Origin of the sequence: Nocardioides sp. Root682 (assembly GCF_001427795.1) — a bacterium.
In the GTDB taxonomy this organism is placed as follows: Bacteria; Actinomycetota; Actinomycetes; order Propionibacteriales; family Nocardioidaceae; genus Nocardioides.
Window position 1 is genome coordinate 935,255 of the sequence record NZ_LMHJ01000001.1, and the last position, 18,290, is coordinate 953,544.

An 18,290-nucleotide genomic window follows, 5' to 3' on the forward strand; every position below is an offset into this window, starting at 1 on the left:
GTGGACCTCCGCAACGGAACGCCGTTCAACGCGACGGCCCACTCCCCGGCGGACCTGGGCAAGCCCGTTGAGGACCTTCGTGGTCAAGCAATCCTGGGCCAGTACAGGCTACGAATCACCTGGTCGGAACCGAGTCGACCCAAGAAGCGGTACCGAGTCGAGTACCGACACAAGGTGCGTTAAGAACCAAAAAGGCGCGAACTACGGATTGCCTCGGTGTAGAGGGCATCCGGCAGTCCTCCAACTCTAGTTACGCACATCCTCGCGGTGCGCAACGACGGCTTGGGCACTCGTCAGCCGGGCTCCAACGGGATCGGCGAGTCTCTCTCCAAGCGTTCGGGTTGCCAGCGTCGCAGGGAGGGCGGCGGAAAACTTGAGACCGGCGACCGCATCTGCCCCCAGATTTGGGACCGCGTCGGGGTCGACCGCGGCCAGGTCGGCAGCAGCGGGCAAGTCGACGTAGTCGTTGCTCACCCCGGTCGTGTCGAGGCGGAGACCAGCCAGAAGCGTCGCGTTCGCTCGCAGTCCGGCCCACGTCCACACGCGGCTCCCATCAGGGCGGTCGTGCCGAACAAGACCGTGCGCACTCACCTCGGACGCACGTGTTTCTCGCAGCCGTTCAAGAGCAGCTGGTACGCGATTGGAGAGCTCAACGTCAGGCGTTGCCCCGAGCAGCACGTCGCGTCGCGCCTGACTCAACTCGTACGACATCGTCACTGCGCCCGACGGCCACTTCACGTCTCCCTTGGTCTGGACCTCCTCGACCCACACGGTGAAGCGTTGCCAGTCGACGTCGTTGATATGCCATCCACGTCCGGCCAGAACGAGTGGTTTCACGTTCCGGTCTGCCGGAGCAGGCAACGACAACGGCGAAACGAAGCCGATCTCGCGCGTCCCGGCTACAACCCGCAGCTCGGGCGTTGCCACGAACGTCGAGAGCAGGTCCATGAAGTTGCGCTTGCCGAACTCCTTCTCGGCCGCTGGGCCAATGGACAGCAGGCCTGAGTCCTCAACGAGAAAGCCGCTTGCACGTAGGTAGGCGAGAACCTCGTCACCGTCATCCATGACAGCAAGATCGCCCCACCACTCGCGCCAGGTCGATGCACCGAATGCGCCCTGCTGAAGTGCGAGAGCAATCAGCTGCTGGGCGGCCAGATGCCGCGGGTGTGGCGGAGCTACGACGTCCTCGACGAATCCGCGCTTCCACAGCAGGAGCACCGCAGCGGCATCGAGCAGCCCGTCCGAGCTCGTGGCCAGGAAGAGCGTATTTCGCAAGGATCCCGGACGGCGCCCAGTTCGTCCAAGCCGCTGCAGGAACGAGGAGACGGCGCGCGGTGCGTCGATCTGGATGACCCGATCGAGGTCGCCGATGTCGACGCCGAGTTCAAGTGTGGAGGTCGCGACAATGACGGTGTTCTGTGCTTCAGCAAACGCCTGCTCTGACCTGCGGCGCTCATCCACTGAGAGCGACGAATGGGAGACGAACGTCTGGACGTCTCGCTCGCGGAGCAGGAACGCAAGGGCTTCAGCCTGCCGACGCGATTCGAGGAAGACGAGCCGCTTCTCACCGCGATGCATTCGGGAGATCACGGTGGCGGCGTTCTCCATGCTTCCGACGTAGTCGAGCGTCACCTGGGGCTGTACCACGGGTGCTACGACGGAGTCAGTGACGACCTGAAGGCCACCCCGCCCCGCGGTGGAACCCTGCATCCATTCACCCACAGCTTGAGGATTACCTACCGTCGCGGAGAGGCCGATCCTCTGGATCTTTCGTCCGATGACTCTTTCGATCCGCTCGAGGACGGCGAGCAGGTGCCAGCCGCGGTCGGATCCAGCGAACGAGTGCAGTTCGTCAATGACGACGGCCTGGAGTCCGGCGAAGAAGCGGGTGTGGTCCACCCGTTGCGAGACGAGCATGGCTTCTAGTGACTCAGGCGTGGTCAGGAGCATGTCTGGTCGCTCCGCCAGAATGCGCTTCCGCTCTGACGGCCCTACATCGCCGTGCCACAGCGCCACGGTCCGGCCCAGCCACGCCGTGTAGGACTCGAGCCGCGGCAGCAAGTTGTTGAGCAAGGCGCGCAGCGGAGTCACGTACAGAACGGATGTGCCGGACCAATTCTGGCCAACCATCTCCGAGAGCAACGGGAATGTTGCGGCTTCGGTCTTTCCGCCAGCAGTTGGCGCCAGCAACACGCAGTCGTCGCCGGCCCTTACAGGTGCGACCGCAGCGGCCTGCAGTGGGCGAAGGCCGGGCCATCCAAGCGAGTTGACGACGTGGTACTCGATCGCTTCGTCGAGGCCGGTGCGCGCCGTCATCGACCTACAGCTCCAGATCGATGTCGTCGACGGAGCCGACCGCGCCGCCGATGCCCCGCTGGTGCGCTTCGCGTTCCACCTCAGTCAGTTCGTCGTTGGTGACCGTCAAGCGGTAGTCGCGGCGCGGGTTGAAGTCCTCGAAGAGATCGACTCGATCCAGGACGTCGGCGATCAACTTCTTCAGGAACAGTCGTGGGGCTACGCCGGTGCGTCCGCCGAGCTCACCTCCGACCGCCCTGGCTAGGGCAGCCACATAGTCGTCGTCGACGACCGACCGGAGGCGGTCAGGATCAGCTGCCCCGGTTGCGTAGATGTCGCGCACGCGGGCTCCCAGCTCCACAAGTGAGTCGCCCGTGAATCCAGTGAGGCGGATCTGCGCCGCCCGCGGGTTGTCGAACCGCGCGTCAGTCTGGAAGTCGGTTTGGAGCCGCTGCGCGAGCGGAGGCAGACGCTGAACTCCCTGTTGTCCGTCGAAGAAGGCGGGCGTACCTGTCATTACGACGTACAGCCCGGGGAAACGACCTGCATCGATCTCGTCGAGAAGCTGCCGTAGGGCGTTCAGCGACTTCTCCCGTACGTCGGAACGCATCCGTTGCAGCGTCTCGACCTCGTCAAGAACAAGGACGAGTCCTGCATAGTCGGAGTCCCGGAGAACGGTCAGCAGTCCTTGAAGGAAGCCAAGGGCCCCGAAGTGGTCCAGGTCGCCGCGCACTCCGGCCGCGCGCTTGACGGCGGCAGAGACATGCGGTTGACCACCCAGCCATGCCAAGAGACCGTCAGCCTGTGCCGCGTCTCCCTGCTGTTGCGCGAGGCGGTAGCTACGCAGAACTGCAGCGAAGGCCGGCGCCTCCTTCGAGACCTCGGCAAGGCGCTTGTCGAGCAGGTCGAGCCCTCCCCCAGTGTCATCGCCAGCGTCCTGATCCAGGAAGTAGAACCAGCCGTCGATGACGTCCCGCAGCGCCCCCGACGTTGTAGTCGGGGTCGCGAGGTTCTCGACAACCCGTCGATAGACAGTTTCAAGCTTGTGCAGCGGGGTCTCGGTCTCGCTGATCTGGATCTCGGCGGTCGCGAAGTTGGCCTTCTTCGCACGCTCTGTCAGCCAACGTGCGAAGAACGTTTTTCCGGAGCCGTACTCACCACGAACAGCCTTGAAGCCAGCGCCTCCGTCGGCGGTTGTTTGAAGATCGCTGTCGATCGCCACCTCAAAGCGGGACAACCCGACCGCGAGGACGTCGAGCCCCTGCTGTGGCACCGTGCCCCGACGCAATGCGTCGATCACGTCCCGGCGCCGGCGAGGACTGATCAGCATTTCTGTCATCGGTCAGCGTCCCCGCAACCCGAACTGGTCGCGCAGCAGCGCTTCGTCGATCTTGTAGGTAACGCCGTCGTTGTCGAGAGACAGGACGTCATATCCGTCGATGTTGAGAAGTCGCTTCACCGCTGCGAGCACTTGGCCGATGTTCGCGCCAGGGACGGCGACCGCTGCAGCGACCGTGTCGCGGTGCGCACGGAACCCGCGGTCCACAATCTCGCGGACGAAGACTTCGACTTGGTCGTCTGGAAGGGCGCGCCGGCCGGCCATTGCGCGCTGACTCGCGTACGGCGCACTCTCGAGAAGTGCCGCAACAAGGTCGGTGGTCGGCGAAGGTGCCTGTTGCCGGCTCGCCTCCTCAACGCTGAAGAGCCCCTCGCTGGCGTCGGCCGACCGGGCCTTCTTACGCGCCTTGTGCTTGGGTATCGGGGCGACCGAAGCCGTCAGCACGGGATCGTTCCACCACGCGGGCGTTTGCGGGGGTGCTTGCACCCAGCCATCGGCCGAAGCAGCAAGAGCGGTGGCAGGCTGAAATACGAGCACAGGGACCGTGATCTCCGCGAGGCTCGCTCCACCGTGATAACCCGCGCGCCGAGGGCCGAAGTGAGCATCTTCGCGCCACAACAGCACTGCCGATCCGCCTTCTGCCACGACGCGAGGACCAGAGACAGTCACTTCGCCTTCAGCGACAGGAGCACCCGGGGCGCGCCACCGCGCATCGGCTCCTGCAGCCGCGAGAGCCTCAGTCGAGCGCTCCACGACGTGGCCGTGGTCCGATGTGATCACTACGGTGCGGCGTGCGTTCACTGCGGCGTCGAGCAGGGCGCGGAGAGGCGCGAGCTGATCGAACCCCCACTCCCAATCGGCAACGTCATTCTTGTGTACCGCGTCGTCGATGGCGTTGATGACGACACCGACCACCGGAACCGACTTCGCGTCCGCAGCGATCGCGCTAACAACCTCCGCGGGCAGCGCCGCTCCTGCCGGGGCGCGCAGCCCGTCTTTGTGGAACGTCTTTGCACCAGGGAACGCCTTGGCAAGACCCCTGCGCTCGTCCTCGCCCGCGCCCTTCGTGACCTGTCCACAAAAGAGCGAGGCGCGCGAGATGTTGGTCAACGACGGCAGTGCTGCCACAGCGCCGAATCGATGTTTGGACGCCTCTGGAACGAATTCGACCAGACCAATTCGAGTGATGTCCGCCGCTAGCGAGGTCGCGATGGCTGAACTGAACCCATCAAGGACGACGAGCAGGACACCGTTGTTGCGCCAAGGCGCGACGACGTCACCGAGAATACGCTCGACCCCGATGGGTGACTCGCCGAGAGCCGCCACCGGGCCGTTGGTGAGCACCTGGTCGAGTCGCCCAGCCGCTTTAGCATCGCGTCGCGCCCTGCGAGCCCGGACCTTTTCAGCCAGTGATGAATAGGCGTCGCTCACCACCGAGTCGCCGGAGCCACTCCAGATTGCGCCCAACGCTGCGTCCACCCACGCACCGTCGCGCACCTGCAGTTCCAAGTCGTCCGCAAGAAGTGTGGTCGCGGGCTCGTCTGTGTGGAGCCACCTGTGGAGGCGAACCGCCATCTCAGGAGCCGTGGAGACTGCACGGTCGCGGTGACGGTGGATCTCCACGAGCGCGGCCTCGACGTCGCCGCCATTCTCCAACGCATTGGCGAGCGCACGAACACAAGCGCGGTACCCCTGCGGGAGGACCGCCGACCGTTCAGCGCCCGCGGGCCAACTGACGTCAGCGAGCAACGCCTCGGCCTGCTTGATGGCAACCGGAACGTCGCCACCGTCCGAGCCTGCACGCAACACGATCGCCTTCGCGATACGGGATGCCGCTTTCGCCGCGTCTACGCGGACCGGGCTTTCACCGATGTACCGCTCAATCCTGACGCGAGCAGCCACCTGCTCCTCGTCAGGCGACGACCCGTCATCGGGCCACAGCACGTCGAGCACGAGCGCCACCGCGAGAGGAGCCATCAACTCCGCCTTCTGCGCAATCTTGAGTGCGAGCGCCCCAGCCGCACCGATTGCGGTGTCAACCCAGTCGATCAGGTGACGTCGCAGGGCTGGGTCCGTCGCAGCCCAGCGGCTGCGCGCATCGACCTGGCCCAAGGCGGACATGAGGACGGTCGAGTCGATATCAGCGGAGAGGTCCGGTTGTCCCAGCATCGCGTTGAGCAGGGCCCCGATGGCGAAGCCGTCACTGATGGTGACCTCGGCGGAATTCGGCCACCCGCCCACCGGCTGGTGGTCAAGCAGCGCAGTGGCCGCCCAGTCGAGGCGACGCAACTCGCGGCTGACTTCCCGCGCATCAAACAGGCGTGGGATGGCCTGCCACTCGTCGGGCAGCTGGATGTCGTTCTTGAATACGCGCGACAGCACTGCCTCACCGAGATCAGACCGTGAGCGGTCGGTAAGGATGAGCGCGTACTCATCTGCTCCCATCCCCGTGAGGAAGTCGATGATCGCTAGCTGCGAGACACCGGCGACGACTCGGACGGCACGATTCCCGACCTTGAGGTCGCCGCCGGACCACTCGGGCTTCGCTCGCAGCACCAACGCCCGCTCGGGCCGTTTGGATGCGACCAGATCAGCGGCCTTCTGCTGCAGCATGGCCGCGGAAACGCCAACCGCCCGGGTGCCGCCGTCCGCCACTGCCTGGCTCACTCCCATCTCCAGTCAACGCGGAGGTTCTTGCCCTCCACCGGCGCCTGAAGCTCCTCCACCAGTTTCTGGGCGAGCTCGTTGACCTGAGCGGCAAGCTTGACTTGGAGAGTGTGCGTCTCCTGCGCACGCCGCTCGGCCTCGGCATTGCGAAGAGCGAGCTCGGCCTGCTCTTTCTCGAGTTGCGCTTGCTGGGCCGCCAACGCGGCCCGCTGTGCGGCTATGGCCTTCTGCTGCTCTTCGACGACACGGGCCTGTTCCTCGGCGAGCCGCTTCGCATCAGCCGCCGCCTGCTCAGCCTTCTTGGCGTCGTTCTCGGATGGGTTCACCGGCTTGCGCGCGACCAAGATTCGCGTGACCGCGTCAGCTGCGGCCGAGAGGGCCGGCTTCAGAGCCTCGTGCATCTCCTCGTGCGTTGCTGCGGCGCGAAGGGCCGTCAGAGCCGTGGCAGCGTCCCCCGCGCCTAGCGTCGGCAGTTGGTTGATGAGCGTCCACTGTGCGCCGTCAATGGCACTGGCGACTGCGGCTGCCGAGGCTATGGACTTACCCAACGCAGGCAGTTCACCAGATAGGTCAAACTCCGCGAGCACGCGCACGCGATCGAGAGCGGTATCGGCTCTGTTTACGGCGGCGAAGAGGTCCTGAGCTCGACGAGCCGTCATGAGGCGAGCACTGGTCGCGTCCAGCCCCAGTGTCGTCGCGTGCTTGGTCAGAGCATCGACCAACTGGGTGACTCCCGAACCAAGCTCTTTGACCTTAATGCCGTACTGGCCCACGCGCTCAACGGCGGCGTTGGAGAGGTGATATTCGTTGCTGCCGATTCCGAACAAAACCTTCGCCCGCGAAACGGCGGCCTCCCATTCGTCCTCGGTCGGGCGGATCGGCTCGTGCAGCACCATCTCTGGCACTAGCGAGCCGATAGCAGGCAACGCCACCAGGCTGCCGAGCCGCTTGAAGATCCGGTCAGTCATGGCGGCCCAGGCCAGGATCAGGAAATCCTCGGCGTCCCTTGTCATGCCGTAGTCGGCGATGGAGGCGCGAAGGTCACCGACGGTGACGTCGCCACCGACGGCCGCCTTGTTGAACTCGTCGTTCCATCGGAAGTACTGCGGCGACAGGACGTACGTGACCTCGGCGAGCTTGCCGACGCCGTAGCCATCCACGACGCGGCGCACCTTAGTGGCCGTCGGCCGGTCGACCTGTTCTATCCGACCGTTAGCAGCCATGGCCTTGCGCGCAAGATCGAGGACCGCGGCGAAGTCTGCCTTCCTCACCTCGTCGGTGCCCCTGTCGATCACAGGGTGGTTCGAGTAGCGCGTGTCGAGTCCGCCACTCAACGCCGCCTCGGCTGCGGCGGTGAACGTCGAGGTCGACACCTTCAGGGGGTCGTAGCCGACCGCAAGCGTCTCGAAGTTGCGGCCATCCGGCACCTTGGCGCCGATCTGGTCATCACGGACAGCATCGATTCCGTACGCCTGGCGAAGTGCTCCGACGACCTGCTCACGCAGCGAGGCAGCCTGGTTCTGAAGTTGATTACGTGCGGGCTCGCGGTCGGCCACGGGGAGCGAAGTCGAGTACTGGTCGAATCGGTTGCCGGTGAGCAGGTAGTCGAGCTTTACGAGCTTGCCGACGTCATCCATCCGGGAACTCGTGAGGAAGTTCGGGAGCCACACCAAGGTGTCACTGACGAACCTGTCGTGCTTGAGGTCTTGAATCCGGACCAGATCGTCGCTCGGGCCGTGCTGAGCGTCGTCATCAAACGGGTAGTCAACGACAAGCTTCCACCGGCCCCCATCGGCTTGGAGCACCGAGTTCGGCATCGTCTGGGGGTCTCGGAGGTTGCCAAAGACCACGTCGACGTCACGCTTCTGTCCCCGCCAAACATGCGCCATCGCGTACTCACTGCCGATGGCTCCCGTTGCGGCCGCACCCAACTGCGAAACCAGAAGGTCCCGAATGAGGCGTCGGCGGTTGGCAGGGGTGTCCTCCGTGTCAACGTGGACGAGGATCGAGTCGAAGTCAATGCCGGTCAGCGTCAGGTTGATGATCGGGTCGGCTCCCTGACCGACCGTGATCTCACCAAACTCGCTCGCCCACTGCTTGGCCTGAGTAGTCAATTGCGTTGCTTCTTGCCCCGGGATCATCGACTTCACCGAGCCGAAGTTCAGCGCCGCGATGCGCGATGCCGTGAGGTCCTTGAGCGACGTGGCTCCTGGCGCGATCGCGGCGATCAGGAGCGTCTTGGCAATTCGGTCATCTCGTCGGAAGGCGTGGTCGCGCGCAAGCCCACCGACTCCGGCCTCAGTGAGGCCGTGCTTGTTGAGTAGGTAGGGCCGCATCTTCATCTGGTAGAAGGTGCGAGCCGACTTGAAGACCTGCTTCATGTCGTCGGTCAGGGGCTCCGCGTTGCCGAGCACCACCTCGTCGAATAGGTCGCCGACACCGATGACGTCACCGACCGTGAGTTCGTGTCGACCATGGGAGAGCAACTCGCTCATGATCTTCAACGCGGTGCGCTCACGCTGCATGATCGACGAGAGGGCGATCATCCCGTCCACGAGTGCAGGCGAGAACGGGTAGACCTTCTCGAAGTCGACACCGCTTGAGCCGGCCTCGTCGGTCAGGAGGTGCTTGTACGCCGCTGGGTTGGCTCGCACCTTCGCGACAGCCGCACCAATTGCGGACTCTCCCGCCGCGCTGGAGGGAGCCAAGAGCCGCTTCTGAACAATCTCGGGCAGGTCAGCTGCCGGGAGCGTAATCCGCTCAAAGCGACCCTCCCACCACTGGAAGGCATCGTCGAGCGCCACCCGCTCGGCGCCGCCGGTCCCACCACCAAGGAAATCCTTGAGGTTGCGTTGACGGGCAACGAAGGAAACGAGCGGGATCGGCAGCGTGCCGCCACCGGTCTCGACCAGCTTCGCCACCTTCTCGGTCTCGGTGGAGATGAAGGTGCTGTCGGCCAAGTGGCCGGAAAGCCAAAGGACGAGCTCATCGAGGAAGAGCACAATGCCGTCGTAGCCGAGGCTCTTCGCGTGTTGGGTCATCGCCTGAAGCCCCGCGGACATGTCGAGCCACGTGCCCGTGACTTCCAGAGCCGGGAAATAGTGCTTGATGAGCTGGGCGGTGATTCGCTGACGATCCGGGTCAGTCGGCGATGCATGCCGCGCGTTGTCGTAGCTTTCAGCGGTCACGCCTGATCCGAAACTCCCCCAGCCGCCACCGGCCCCCGACGCGAAAGGCTCGAAGAACCTCTCGTCGCCGAGGGTGGCCCGGAACTGATCGGCGTTCGCCCAGAGTGCGTCGGAGCGGTGCAACACCGGAGCAGGGGCGTCGGCATGCTTGGCCCTGATCGCCTTCAGGTAACCACCGAAGAGGGCCGACTCGACACTTTCAGCACCCACGAAGTGGTAGTCGACGGCGAGCAGATTGCGGTCGAGAACCTGGCTGTACTTCGCCACTTCCTCCTGGAGACCGGGCAGGGCGCGGGCATGCGCGTTGCCGGTCAGGAGAAGGTGCAGCACCGCCATGAAGTGCGACTTGCCAGCGCCGAAGGAGCCGTGGACGAATGTACCTCGCGCGCTTGTGTTCTCGAAGGCTGACCGAACCAGCTCCAGGCCATCGCGGAAAGCGGCTGCGATTCCGGGCGTGATGACGTAGTCGTTGAGTGTTTGCTCCGGCTGGTCCTGCGCCTTGTCGAGCTGCAGGACGAAGTCGGCGTCGTGCACCGCCTCCGGGATGCGGATCGCATCGCGGAGCGGCAGAGAGAGTTCGGATTCAGCCACGGTTCGGATTCTTCCCTACGAGTTCTTGGCGCGTCGGCCAGGCGTCGGCGCCGGCGGTTCCCAAGAAGTGACTTCTTCACGGGTTGCTTCAAGCCGACCGAGTTGCTGATCGATCACACCGCTGATTGCCTCAGCCGGACTGACGCCGAAGGATGCGTCCATTTCGGAATGCCACTGGTGCAACCACGGCTCAAGCTCGACGAGCCCAGCCACCATCTGCGACAACAGATCGTTACTGGCCCCGAGTGCATCCTGCATCGGGAACTCGCGGGCCAACGCAAGGGCCTGTTCCTTGTGGTCCCATCCGGCCCATCCAAGAACGACCGAGCTATCCCCCTCGCGACCCAAGCCAGGGAACAGAACGAAGCGCTCCTTGGCCATGTCCAACTTGCCGCGCCAAGTCCAGTAATCGGCAGACCGGAAGTCTGGCTTCGCGTAGAACGGAGCACTTGAGACATCCAGCGACTCGCCCGCATCCTCGCGCCGCTGCTCGGCCCAAACCTGCTGCCATGCCCGGAACTTCTCAACACCAGACTCAGTAAGGCGAAGCGGGGCCAAGTACGGCACCGCCTCAGACTTAAGCAGTGCGGACAGCGTCGCTCCGATGTCGGGTTCGGTATCGCCCGTCCATGCCGCCAACAGCATTGGCAAAGTCGGTTCCGCTCGCACCAGATCGCTCAGTTCACCGACCGATCGGGCGACCGGACCGTGAGTGTCAATCCAGAGAGCGGGTCGTTCCAGCAGGTCGAGGATTGCGGAGCGCAGCGCGGCATCGGCACGCGCTGACCATGGGGAACTCATCCAACGACGCTTGTACTCGGGCCGTTCGAGCAACCGCACCATTGGGTGGCTTTCGATCACCCGCATGCGCTCCTCCACGACGGCGCGGTAGCTGACGGGCCACTTAGGAAGCTCAGTGATCGCTGTCGATCCGTGACGCTCAAACCATGCGGTCGACTCGCCGCCACGCGCCACATCGCGGGCCATTAGGACTTCGAAGGCCCGCTGCCCCAGCGAGATCGAGTCGTGCTCCGCCGCGGAGTACGTGAGATCGCGATCGACCAGCCCGTAACAGGCGTAGGTCTGCCAATCGAGCTCCTCCTGCTCGAACACCAGTCGCGAACGAACCTGGTTCCAAGCGCGCTCCGCGTCTCTAAGCCGCGCCCGGAGATCCTGAGCGCCTTCTGAAATCGCCGTATCAATCACGTTCTTGGGCGAGTAGCTCGATAGTTCCAGGGCAAGGGACTCCAGACGAGCTCCTCGCTCGGCTGGGAGAATTGACGGTAGCGGGAATTGGGAAAGCTTCGTGCTGTCGAACTCGTACCGCCGCTGCCACTCCTCTCCTTGCAGTGGCTTCCCAAGGCACATGTTCCTCAGCCAGAAGCAGGCGGTTGAGCTGCTTAACACGCCAAGCAATCCGAGGTGGTCTGCATCAGTCGCCGTTGCCGGGAGCTTGATCATAGGTGCCGTCTTGTTGTAGACAGCCGCGCCAGAACGATCAAGGGTGAAATGATTATGCGTCGCGACAAAAGCCAGACCAAGCACATACTTATGTGCGCGAACGTCCTTCGGAAACTGGTGCCACTCGTACCACGCCCGACCTTCCGCACGATATGTGCGCTTCGAGAACGTCGGCCGCCTCCACAACCGATCGCGTTGCGGCCACATCCAGCGCAGCTCATGACTTCCGGAGTCGATACGGCGGATTGCCCGCTCATCGTCATACGGATAGAAGGCGGCCTCGCCGTCATCGTCAACGCTGAAGTCCCGGACCTCATCGCCAACAATGAGCCTTCGGAAGGATGAACCCAGACCGTGACGCTCGGAGAACGAACGAGGCATCACGAATGAGTCATCGGAGCCGATGACGCAACCGAACCCAATCCGAAATACGCGATCACTGAGACGGGCGACCGCCTCACCGTTAATCAAATCCATCACCGCGCCCGCCCCACCGCCCGTGAGCGACCACGGGTGAACGTCGAATGTTGCGCGCTCCGCGTCCACCACGGAAACATATGTGCCTACGAAGCCTGGGTCGTTTGCATGCTCGGCGATCTCCGTCCAGACCAGACCATATGCCGGGTCGTTGGGCTGGCCGGGCTCGCCACGAACGCCGAGAACGGCACGAACATGGTCGCTGACGGGTCGGCGACGTCGCCCAACAATGATCACGGTCGGCGTCCCATGCCCGGGAATGTAGGCACCTGAGGTATCGATGACGCTCGACAGGTCCACCGGATTTCCCAGATGGTGACCCGCAAAGAATTCCTCAACCAGCTTCTTTCCGAATTCACGCTTCATGAACGAGTTGGCGGTGATTTGGCCGACGAAACCCGCGCCCTGCCCCTGCTCGCCCCTGACGGCTAGGCGGAAGAACAGCTCCATGAATGGAGCGGACAAGGCGTACTTGCCAGCGGCCGTCTTGTATGACATGCGATACAGCGCGTTGAGGGCCTTGTCCTTGACCGTGATGTACGGAGGGTTGCCGACAACGACGTGGTACTGCCCGGGCTTAAGGATGCCGGCGTACTCCTTGAGGTCCTCGCCGTCGTAGAAGTAGGTCGCGGCCCCTTCGCCTTCGAACTGGAGGGCCTCCGGTGCACCGCCAAACTCGCCCAGCAGGGAGTCGCCGATAGCGAGGTGGAACCCGAGGTTCGGCACTCCGACGAGTGACCGCTCCCCCGTGGCGAGTAGGCCGGCGACAGTGAGTCGGAACCGGGCAATGGCGATGGCGAACGGGTTGAGGTCGACGCCGTGAATGGAGTCCATGGCGCGACGCACGCGCTCCTTGGCGTCGAGCGCTGGAGCCTCGGTCTGCCACTGATCAACAAGGCGTTGGAAAGCGCCCAGTAGGAAGTGACCCGAACCGCACGTGGGGTCAATCAGTTTGATGCCGTTGAGACCGAATTCGGCGAGCGCCGGCGTCAAGGTCTGGTCGAGGATAAACTCTTCGACAAAGAAGGGCGTCTGCAGTAGCGCGTAGGTCTTGCGGGCATGGTCGGACAGGTCTTGGTAAAGGTCGCCGAGGAATCGCGTATCCAGGTCAGGGTCGGTGAAGTCGCGGACGAGTTCGCCGCTACCGTCGGTCTGGCGCCAGAATTCGATAAGGGCTGACGCGCGCTCGGCGCTGATGTCAGCCGTCCAGACCGGGTTGTGCTGTTCGTCGACGAGCGCCTTGCCTGCCGGCTGGGCCGCCAGAACGCGAAAGGCCTGCCGGAGCCAGTCACGACGGTTGTGCGTCGGATTTGCGCGGAAGTATGCGGTGAGGTTCTCCTCAGCGCGGGCGGTGCGGTCACCCGGTCCGGCGATCCACCCAATGGGCACCGGCTGACCGATGATCCGAGCACCGTTGAGGAGGTCGTTGTCCTCGCAGAAGCGGACGAAGGTCGTCGCGATGAGCCACGCGACGGCGGCCTGGTCCACCTCGTTGTCGCGCCACACGACCCAGGAATGCCCGGTGCGCTCGCGCTTACGCGCCTCGGCGTACTCCTCATGAAGCCGTGCGCCCCAGCGGTCAGCCTGGTCATCCGCACGGGCGCGGAGGTCGGCCTGGACCAGCTTGAGCTGCGCCTTGAGGTCTTTGAGGAGAGCGGCGGACTGAATCACAGGGAGTGGACTTCTTTCGGGAGATCAGAGGGCAGGGTGAGCCATCCACTCGGGCCGAGCGGGACAGGCTTAGCATCGAGAGTGGGCACGGCTTGGTTCGCCTGCATGGCGACGAGCAGCCAGCGAGCTGCCGGGCGGTCCGTTCCGACGTCGAGCAGGTTGGCCAAGAGGTGGCCGAGTCCATACCGCTGGAGCGGGCCCACGTGAATCAGGAGTACCGGGCGATCAATGGCGAGCGCAGCGGTCCACCGCGGCTCGACGGCCGACTGCACAAGTCTAGTGAGGTTGGCCCAGTCCGAGCCCTCACGGCGCGTCGCGTCGGCGCCGATGACGAACCCCCAGTCGATGCCATGCTCGGCGGCCAATTCCTTCGTCGCCTCGACGACGAGTTGGGAGACATCGAGCACCTCAACGTCGAAGGTCTCCGCGAGTTCGCCGGTTTGGCGCAGGTAGCGCGCCGGCGGGACACAGAGCGTGATCGCACTGTGACGGCTGAGGGAGTCACGAAGGCGTTCAACAACTTCGGAGCCCGGAGTGCTCACGACCATCGTGCCAAGTGTGGTTGTGGTGCCCGTGAACGTCGTGGGCCGGGTGCTGGCGGGCTCGTAGATCCGCTCACGACGAACCATGCCCGGAAGGGCTGCTTCGACGAGTGGATCAAGGTCGTGGCCATTTGCAGGGAGCTCGATGGACGGGAAGCGGGTCTGGACCGAACGTCGGACCGCCGTCTCCGAGATCTGTCGGCCGGGCTTGCCGCTGAGTGCGAGCTCGACTGCCGTGTGAATCGGCAGGGTCGCCGGGTAGAGCTCATCGAACCCCGAGACCTCTGCCGTGTCGCTCGCGTCGGCGGCAAGACGGACCATCCGTCGGTCGTCGGCCATGACAGGTCCGGCGGCCGTGTCGGCGACCTCGGCCCTGAGCGCCTGCACGGCTACGGCGTAGGGCACGACGCGGTCGTCGGCGACGAGTTTGTCCGCCGCACGTCCGAGCTCGGCGGCAGCATCGATGAGAACGTCAGCGGGCGGGAACTCTCGACCACTCTCGTCCGGGTCGGCCCCTTCGTGCAGCGCGATCAGAGCGGGGCGCTTGGCGCTGCGACGCAGGTCGAACGAGGGCTCGGCTTCACGGGCGTCGTGCTCGAAGGCGAGGCGGAGCAGGGCAGCGGCCTGACGAGTGCGTTCGGCGCCGTCGAGCAGCGAGCCACGCTGAGCAGCCAACGCGAGCGCGAGCGCGGGGACCGTCATGACCCTGCCCTGCCTGGCGAGGATGTTGACGGCATCGTCGTGGACGCCCGCGAGCTCCTTGCTCGTCGCCCACTTGGTGACTGCACGATCGACGACGCTGACGACGTGCTCACGGGTCTGGCCGAGCGGCTGTGCGACCTCGGCAGGTGCGGGCCATGTGGGCTGCGACTCGGCGTCGTCGGCGGTCAGCCCCAGGAGCGAATCGATCACCGCCCGGTCCGCGCTCGACAGGGTTTCGATAAGCCCGGCGAGAACTCGCTCGACACCGCGTTTGGCGGTACCCGCCTCATCGATCTCCGCCGCCACGCTCAGGCGGGAGCGCCACTGCTTGATCCGGGCCTGGATCTCCTTGCGGTACGACTCCCCCAGCCCGCGGATCGAGTTGATCTTGGTCGGGTGAACACCAAGAAGTCCACCGACCGTCGCGACATCGAGTCTTGCAGCAGCAGAACGCGCGCGGGCCGAGAGCCCGGACCGCTCAAGCGGTGTGTCGAGCTCAGCGGCATCAGCCAGCTCATCGTTCGCCTCGGAGGTTTCGTCGCTCGCATCCAGCGTGGCGAAGACCTCATGCCACGCCGTCGCGAGATCGTCGGCGCTGCTGAACCGGGATTTGGCATCCGGGTGAAGTGCCTTGCGGAAGAGCTGCGCAAACTGGGCTGCGACGGCTGGCTCGAAGGCTGTGGGCTCGATAATCGGCGCATCAGTCGCATTGAGTGGCTGACCGCCACTTGCCCACCACGGCAGACCTCCAGTCGCCATCTCGAAGAGAGTCGCGGACACCGCGTACAGCTCGGCGGCGCGGTCGTATCGCTTCCTGGTCCCTCGACCGAGATAGGGGTCGAGGTAACCAGGCGTCCCGGAGGCGATGTTGTCGACGATCTCATCGGCGAGCGAGAAGTCGAAGAGAACGAGGGACGGCTTCCGGGTGCCGGGATCGGGGATGATGCCTATGTTGGCTGGCTTGACGTCGCGGTGGAAGAAGCCCTTGGTCTCGAGATAGGCCATCGCGTCGAGCAAGTCGCCACCGAACTGCTGCAACTGGCCGAGAGTCGAGCGCCCCTCCTTCGCTAGCCGGACGGCAAGAGTCTCCTTGCCTGCGTCGCTCAGCAGCAATGCGTGGCGTTCAGCGACCTCAATAGGGCCGTCGATGAGGCGCACGATGCGCCTATGGTCGAGTGCTCGAAGGACCTCAGCTTCTGCCTTGAGCCGCTTGTCGGCGGAGTGGTTGCGCGAGACCTTGAGGATGACTTCACGCTCGGAGTCTGCGGAGTCCATGTCGTTGACGGCGAAGGCGATGCCGCTGGAGCCCTCACCCCGGCGACCCAACACGAGGAAGCGCTCAGCGATTGCGTCGCCGCTCTGTGCGTCAAGGGGATCCTCGACATCGTTCGGCCCCTGAGTCTCATCGACTTGGCGGGCTTCGTCCCAGGCAGCGCGGAGGTAGTCAAGGACCTCGGCCATGGTCGACGGGCGCTCCGTCTCCGATGCGCTAGTGATGAGGGCGATCACCTCGGCGATCCCGTCCGGGATACCGGCAACGACGGATCGCGGATCGAGCGCCTTCTCCTGAGTTAGCTTCTGCTCGAGCTCAGCAAGAGTCTCTGCCGGCGGTCGGCCTGTGAGAATCAGGTGGGCCACCGCACCGAACCCATAGATGTCGAGTGGGACGCCCGGAAGGTTGTCCGATGGGGTGCGGGCCTCGGGCGCGAGGTAGATCCAGTCTTCGTGAGCGGCGACACCGAGGATGTCGGTAACGCCGGCGCTGATGGTGGTCCAGCGGGTCTCGGAGTTGCTCGAGCGATCCTTCTGCCCGGAGTACCAGTCTCGGATCGAAAGCCGAGGGCCTGCGTTCTTCGCGTCCTTGCTGCTGGCCTGGCGGACCCAGATCCGCTGCGGGCCGAGGGCGCGGTGGATGAGGTGCCGCTGATGGGCGAACCGGATGGTCTCGCCCAGTCGGACGACCATCGCAACGCGCTGTTCGAAGGAGAGTTCGGGCTGCGAGGCGATGTAGGCGTCGAGCGGCTGCTCGGAGTCGTCGTACTCAAAGACGAGAGCAGGGCCGTCGTCGGTCTTCTTGAACTCAGTCGGGACGTCAATGCCGTCGTGGCGGATGCCGTAGGTGAGCTGATACTCGCGCTGCGCAAGGTCCTCGATGCGCTGCCGGTCGGATGCCGAAGCCTTGGGCGGAAGGTCGCGGAGCCTAAGTCTCAACTTCACACCGCTGATGTGGGGGTTGTCGACAAGCACGTCCTGCCAGTCAGGGCCCTCGGCGATCGGAGTTGAGTCGGCGACCTTGTAGTCGCCCACCATCCGCGTCTTTGGTGCTGCCCTGAAGCCGGCCTTGCCGCAGAGTGCGCGGATCGCCTTGGCGCGCTGATAGTCGACGACGTGATGCGGGTTGCTGGGGAGCTCGCTCAGGAAGGCGCTGACCTTGGTGAGCTGAGGCTTGGCCTTGACCTCGAACTTGTCCATTGCGAGGACGCCGAGGGTGGCTCGCTCGTCGAGCTCGACAGTGCTGCCGTGGCCGTGGAGTACGACCTTGGACTGGAGGAATGGAACAACCTTGCGAGCCTGCTCGTTCGGAGCAACGTCCTTGAGGAGCTCGGCCAGGCGCTTGGCCTTCCGGTCGGTTGCGAGCCACGGGTTCTCGACGTTCCGAATGTTGTGGAACCACCGCTGGGTGTTGCCATGGATCCGGCCGTGCCAACCCTTGAGCTCGACGACGTACAGACCCGATCGGGTGAGCAGCAGGACGTCGATCTCCCCAGAGCGACCGTTGTTGTCGATGAAGGTCAGGTTGACCCACGCCGTCGTGATGCCGTCCTCCGGAAGGAGCTCACGGAACGCGTCGAGCGCCGCCTCCTCCGCTGGCGTCGCGGGCGGACCCATGACGATCCAGTTGGGGGAATCAGGCTTCATGGGTTCCTTGCGCTCGATGCTCAATGGCCCCGACGGACCACGCTGTGACGGACGTGGCTCATGTTTCCACAGACGACCGACGCAATGGGGCGAAGTGAGTCATAGCGTCAGCTCAGAGGCGGTCGATCCAGGTGTCCTCCTCGCGCGAATCCCACGAAGACGCCGAGTGATCGCCGGTACGCGTCGACGGGCCAAGACGTGAGAGCAAGGCGATCGCCTCGTCATGGGTGAGATCCCGCAGAGATGCCAGAGGCCGACCTGCCGCTTCCACAACCGCCTTCTGTCGCTCGTCCATGCCGATCAGCCCACGAGCGTCGAGTGCCTTCCGAATGAGATCGCGTTGCCAATCGGCTATCGGTGCCGACTGTGGAAGCGACGGCACAGCAGCGTCGCTGGGCTCATCCCCGAAGAGGGAAAGGTCGTCGGTCACCCGGCGAT

At 64.5% G+C, this 18,290-nt stretch carries 7 protein-coding genes; all 7 read right to left on the reverse strand.

Features of this window, described 5'->3' with window-relative positions; translation table 11 throughout:
- Positions 1 to 246: 246 nt before the first annotated feature.
- Complete coding sequence (locus ASD84_RS04420; RefSeq protein WP_056707018.1) at positions 247 to 2,316, reverse strand: DEAD/DEAH box helicase; 2,070 nt, start codon at positions 2,314 to 2,316, stop codon at positions 247 to 249.
- Positions 2,317 to 2,320: 4 nt separating this feature from the next.
- A complete protein-coding gene (brxD, locus tag ASD84_RS04425; RefSeq protein WP_056707020.1) occupies positions 2,321 to 3,634 on the reverse strand; it encodes a BREX system ATP-binding protein BrxD in 1,314 nt (437 codons plus the stop codon).
- A 3-nt stretch (positions 3,635 to 3,637) separates the two neighbouring features.
- Positions 3,638 to 6,301: a BREX-2 system phosphatase PglZ gene (pglZ, locus tag ASD84_RS04430; protein ID WP_056707022.1), complete on the reverse strand. Its 2,664-nt coding sequence runs from the start codon at positions 6,299 to 6,301 to the stop codon at positions 3,638 to 3,640.
- A complete protein-coding gene (locus ASD84_RS04435; protein WP_056707023.1) occupies positions 6,298 to 10,080 on the reverse strand; it encodes a DUF6079 family protein in 3,783 nt (1,260 codons plus the stop codon). The genes pglZ and ASD84_RS04435 overlap by 4 nt, the downstream gene beginning before the upstream one ends.
- Before the next feature lie 15 nt (positions 10,081 to 10,095).
- Positions 10,096 to 13,689 carry a BREX-2 system adenine-specific DNA-methyltransferase PglX gene (gene pglX / locus ASD84_RS04440; RefSeq protein ID WP_056707025.1) on the reverse strand — a complete coding sequence of 1,198 codons (3,594 nt, stop codon included), beginning with the start codon at positions 13,687 to 13,689 and terminating at the stop codon, positions 10,096 to 10,098.
- On the reverse strand, positions 13,686 to 17,852 hold the full coding sequence (gene pglW / locus ASD84_RS04445) for a BREX system serine/threonine kinase PglW (RefSeq protein WP_056707027.1): 4,167 nt from the start codon (positions 17,850 to 17,852) through the stop codon (positions 13,686 to 13,688). Before pglW ends, pglX begins: the two co-directional genes overlap by 4 nt.
- A 112-nt stretch (positions 17,853 to 17,964) precedes the next feature.
- Positions 17,965 to 18,282, reverse strand: a complete 318-nt coding sequence (locus tag ASD84_RS04450) for a hypothetical protein (RefSeq protein WP_056707029.1) — start codon at positions 18,280 to 18,282, stop codon at positions 17,965 to 17,967.
- Positions 18,283 to 18,290: the final 8 nt, after the last annotated feature.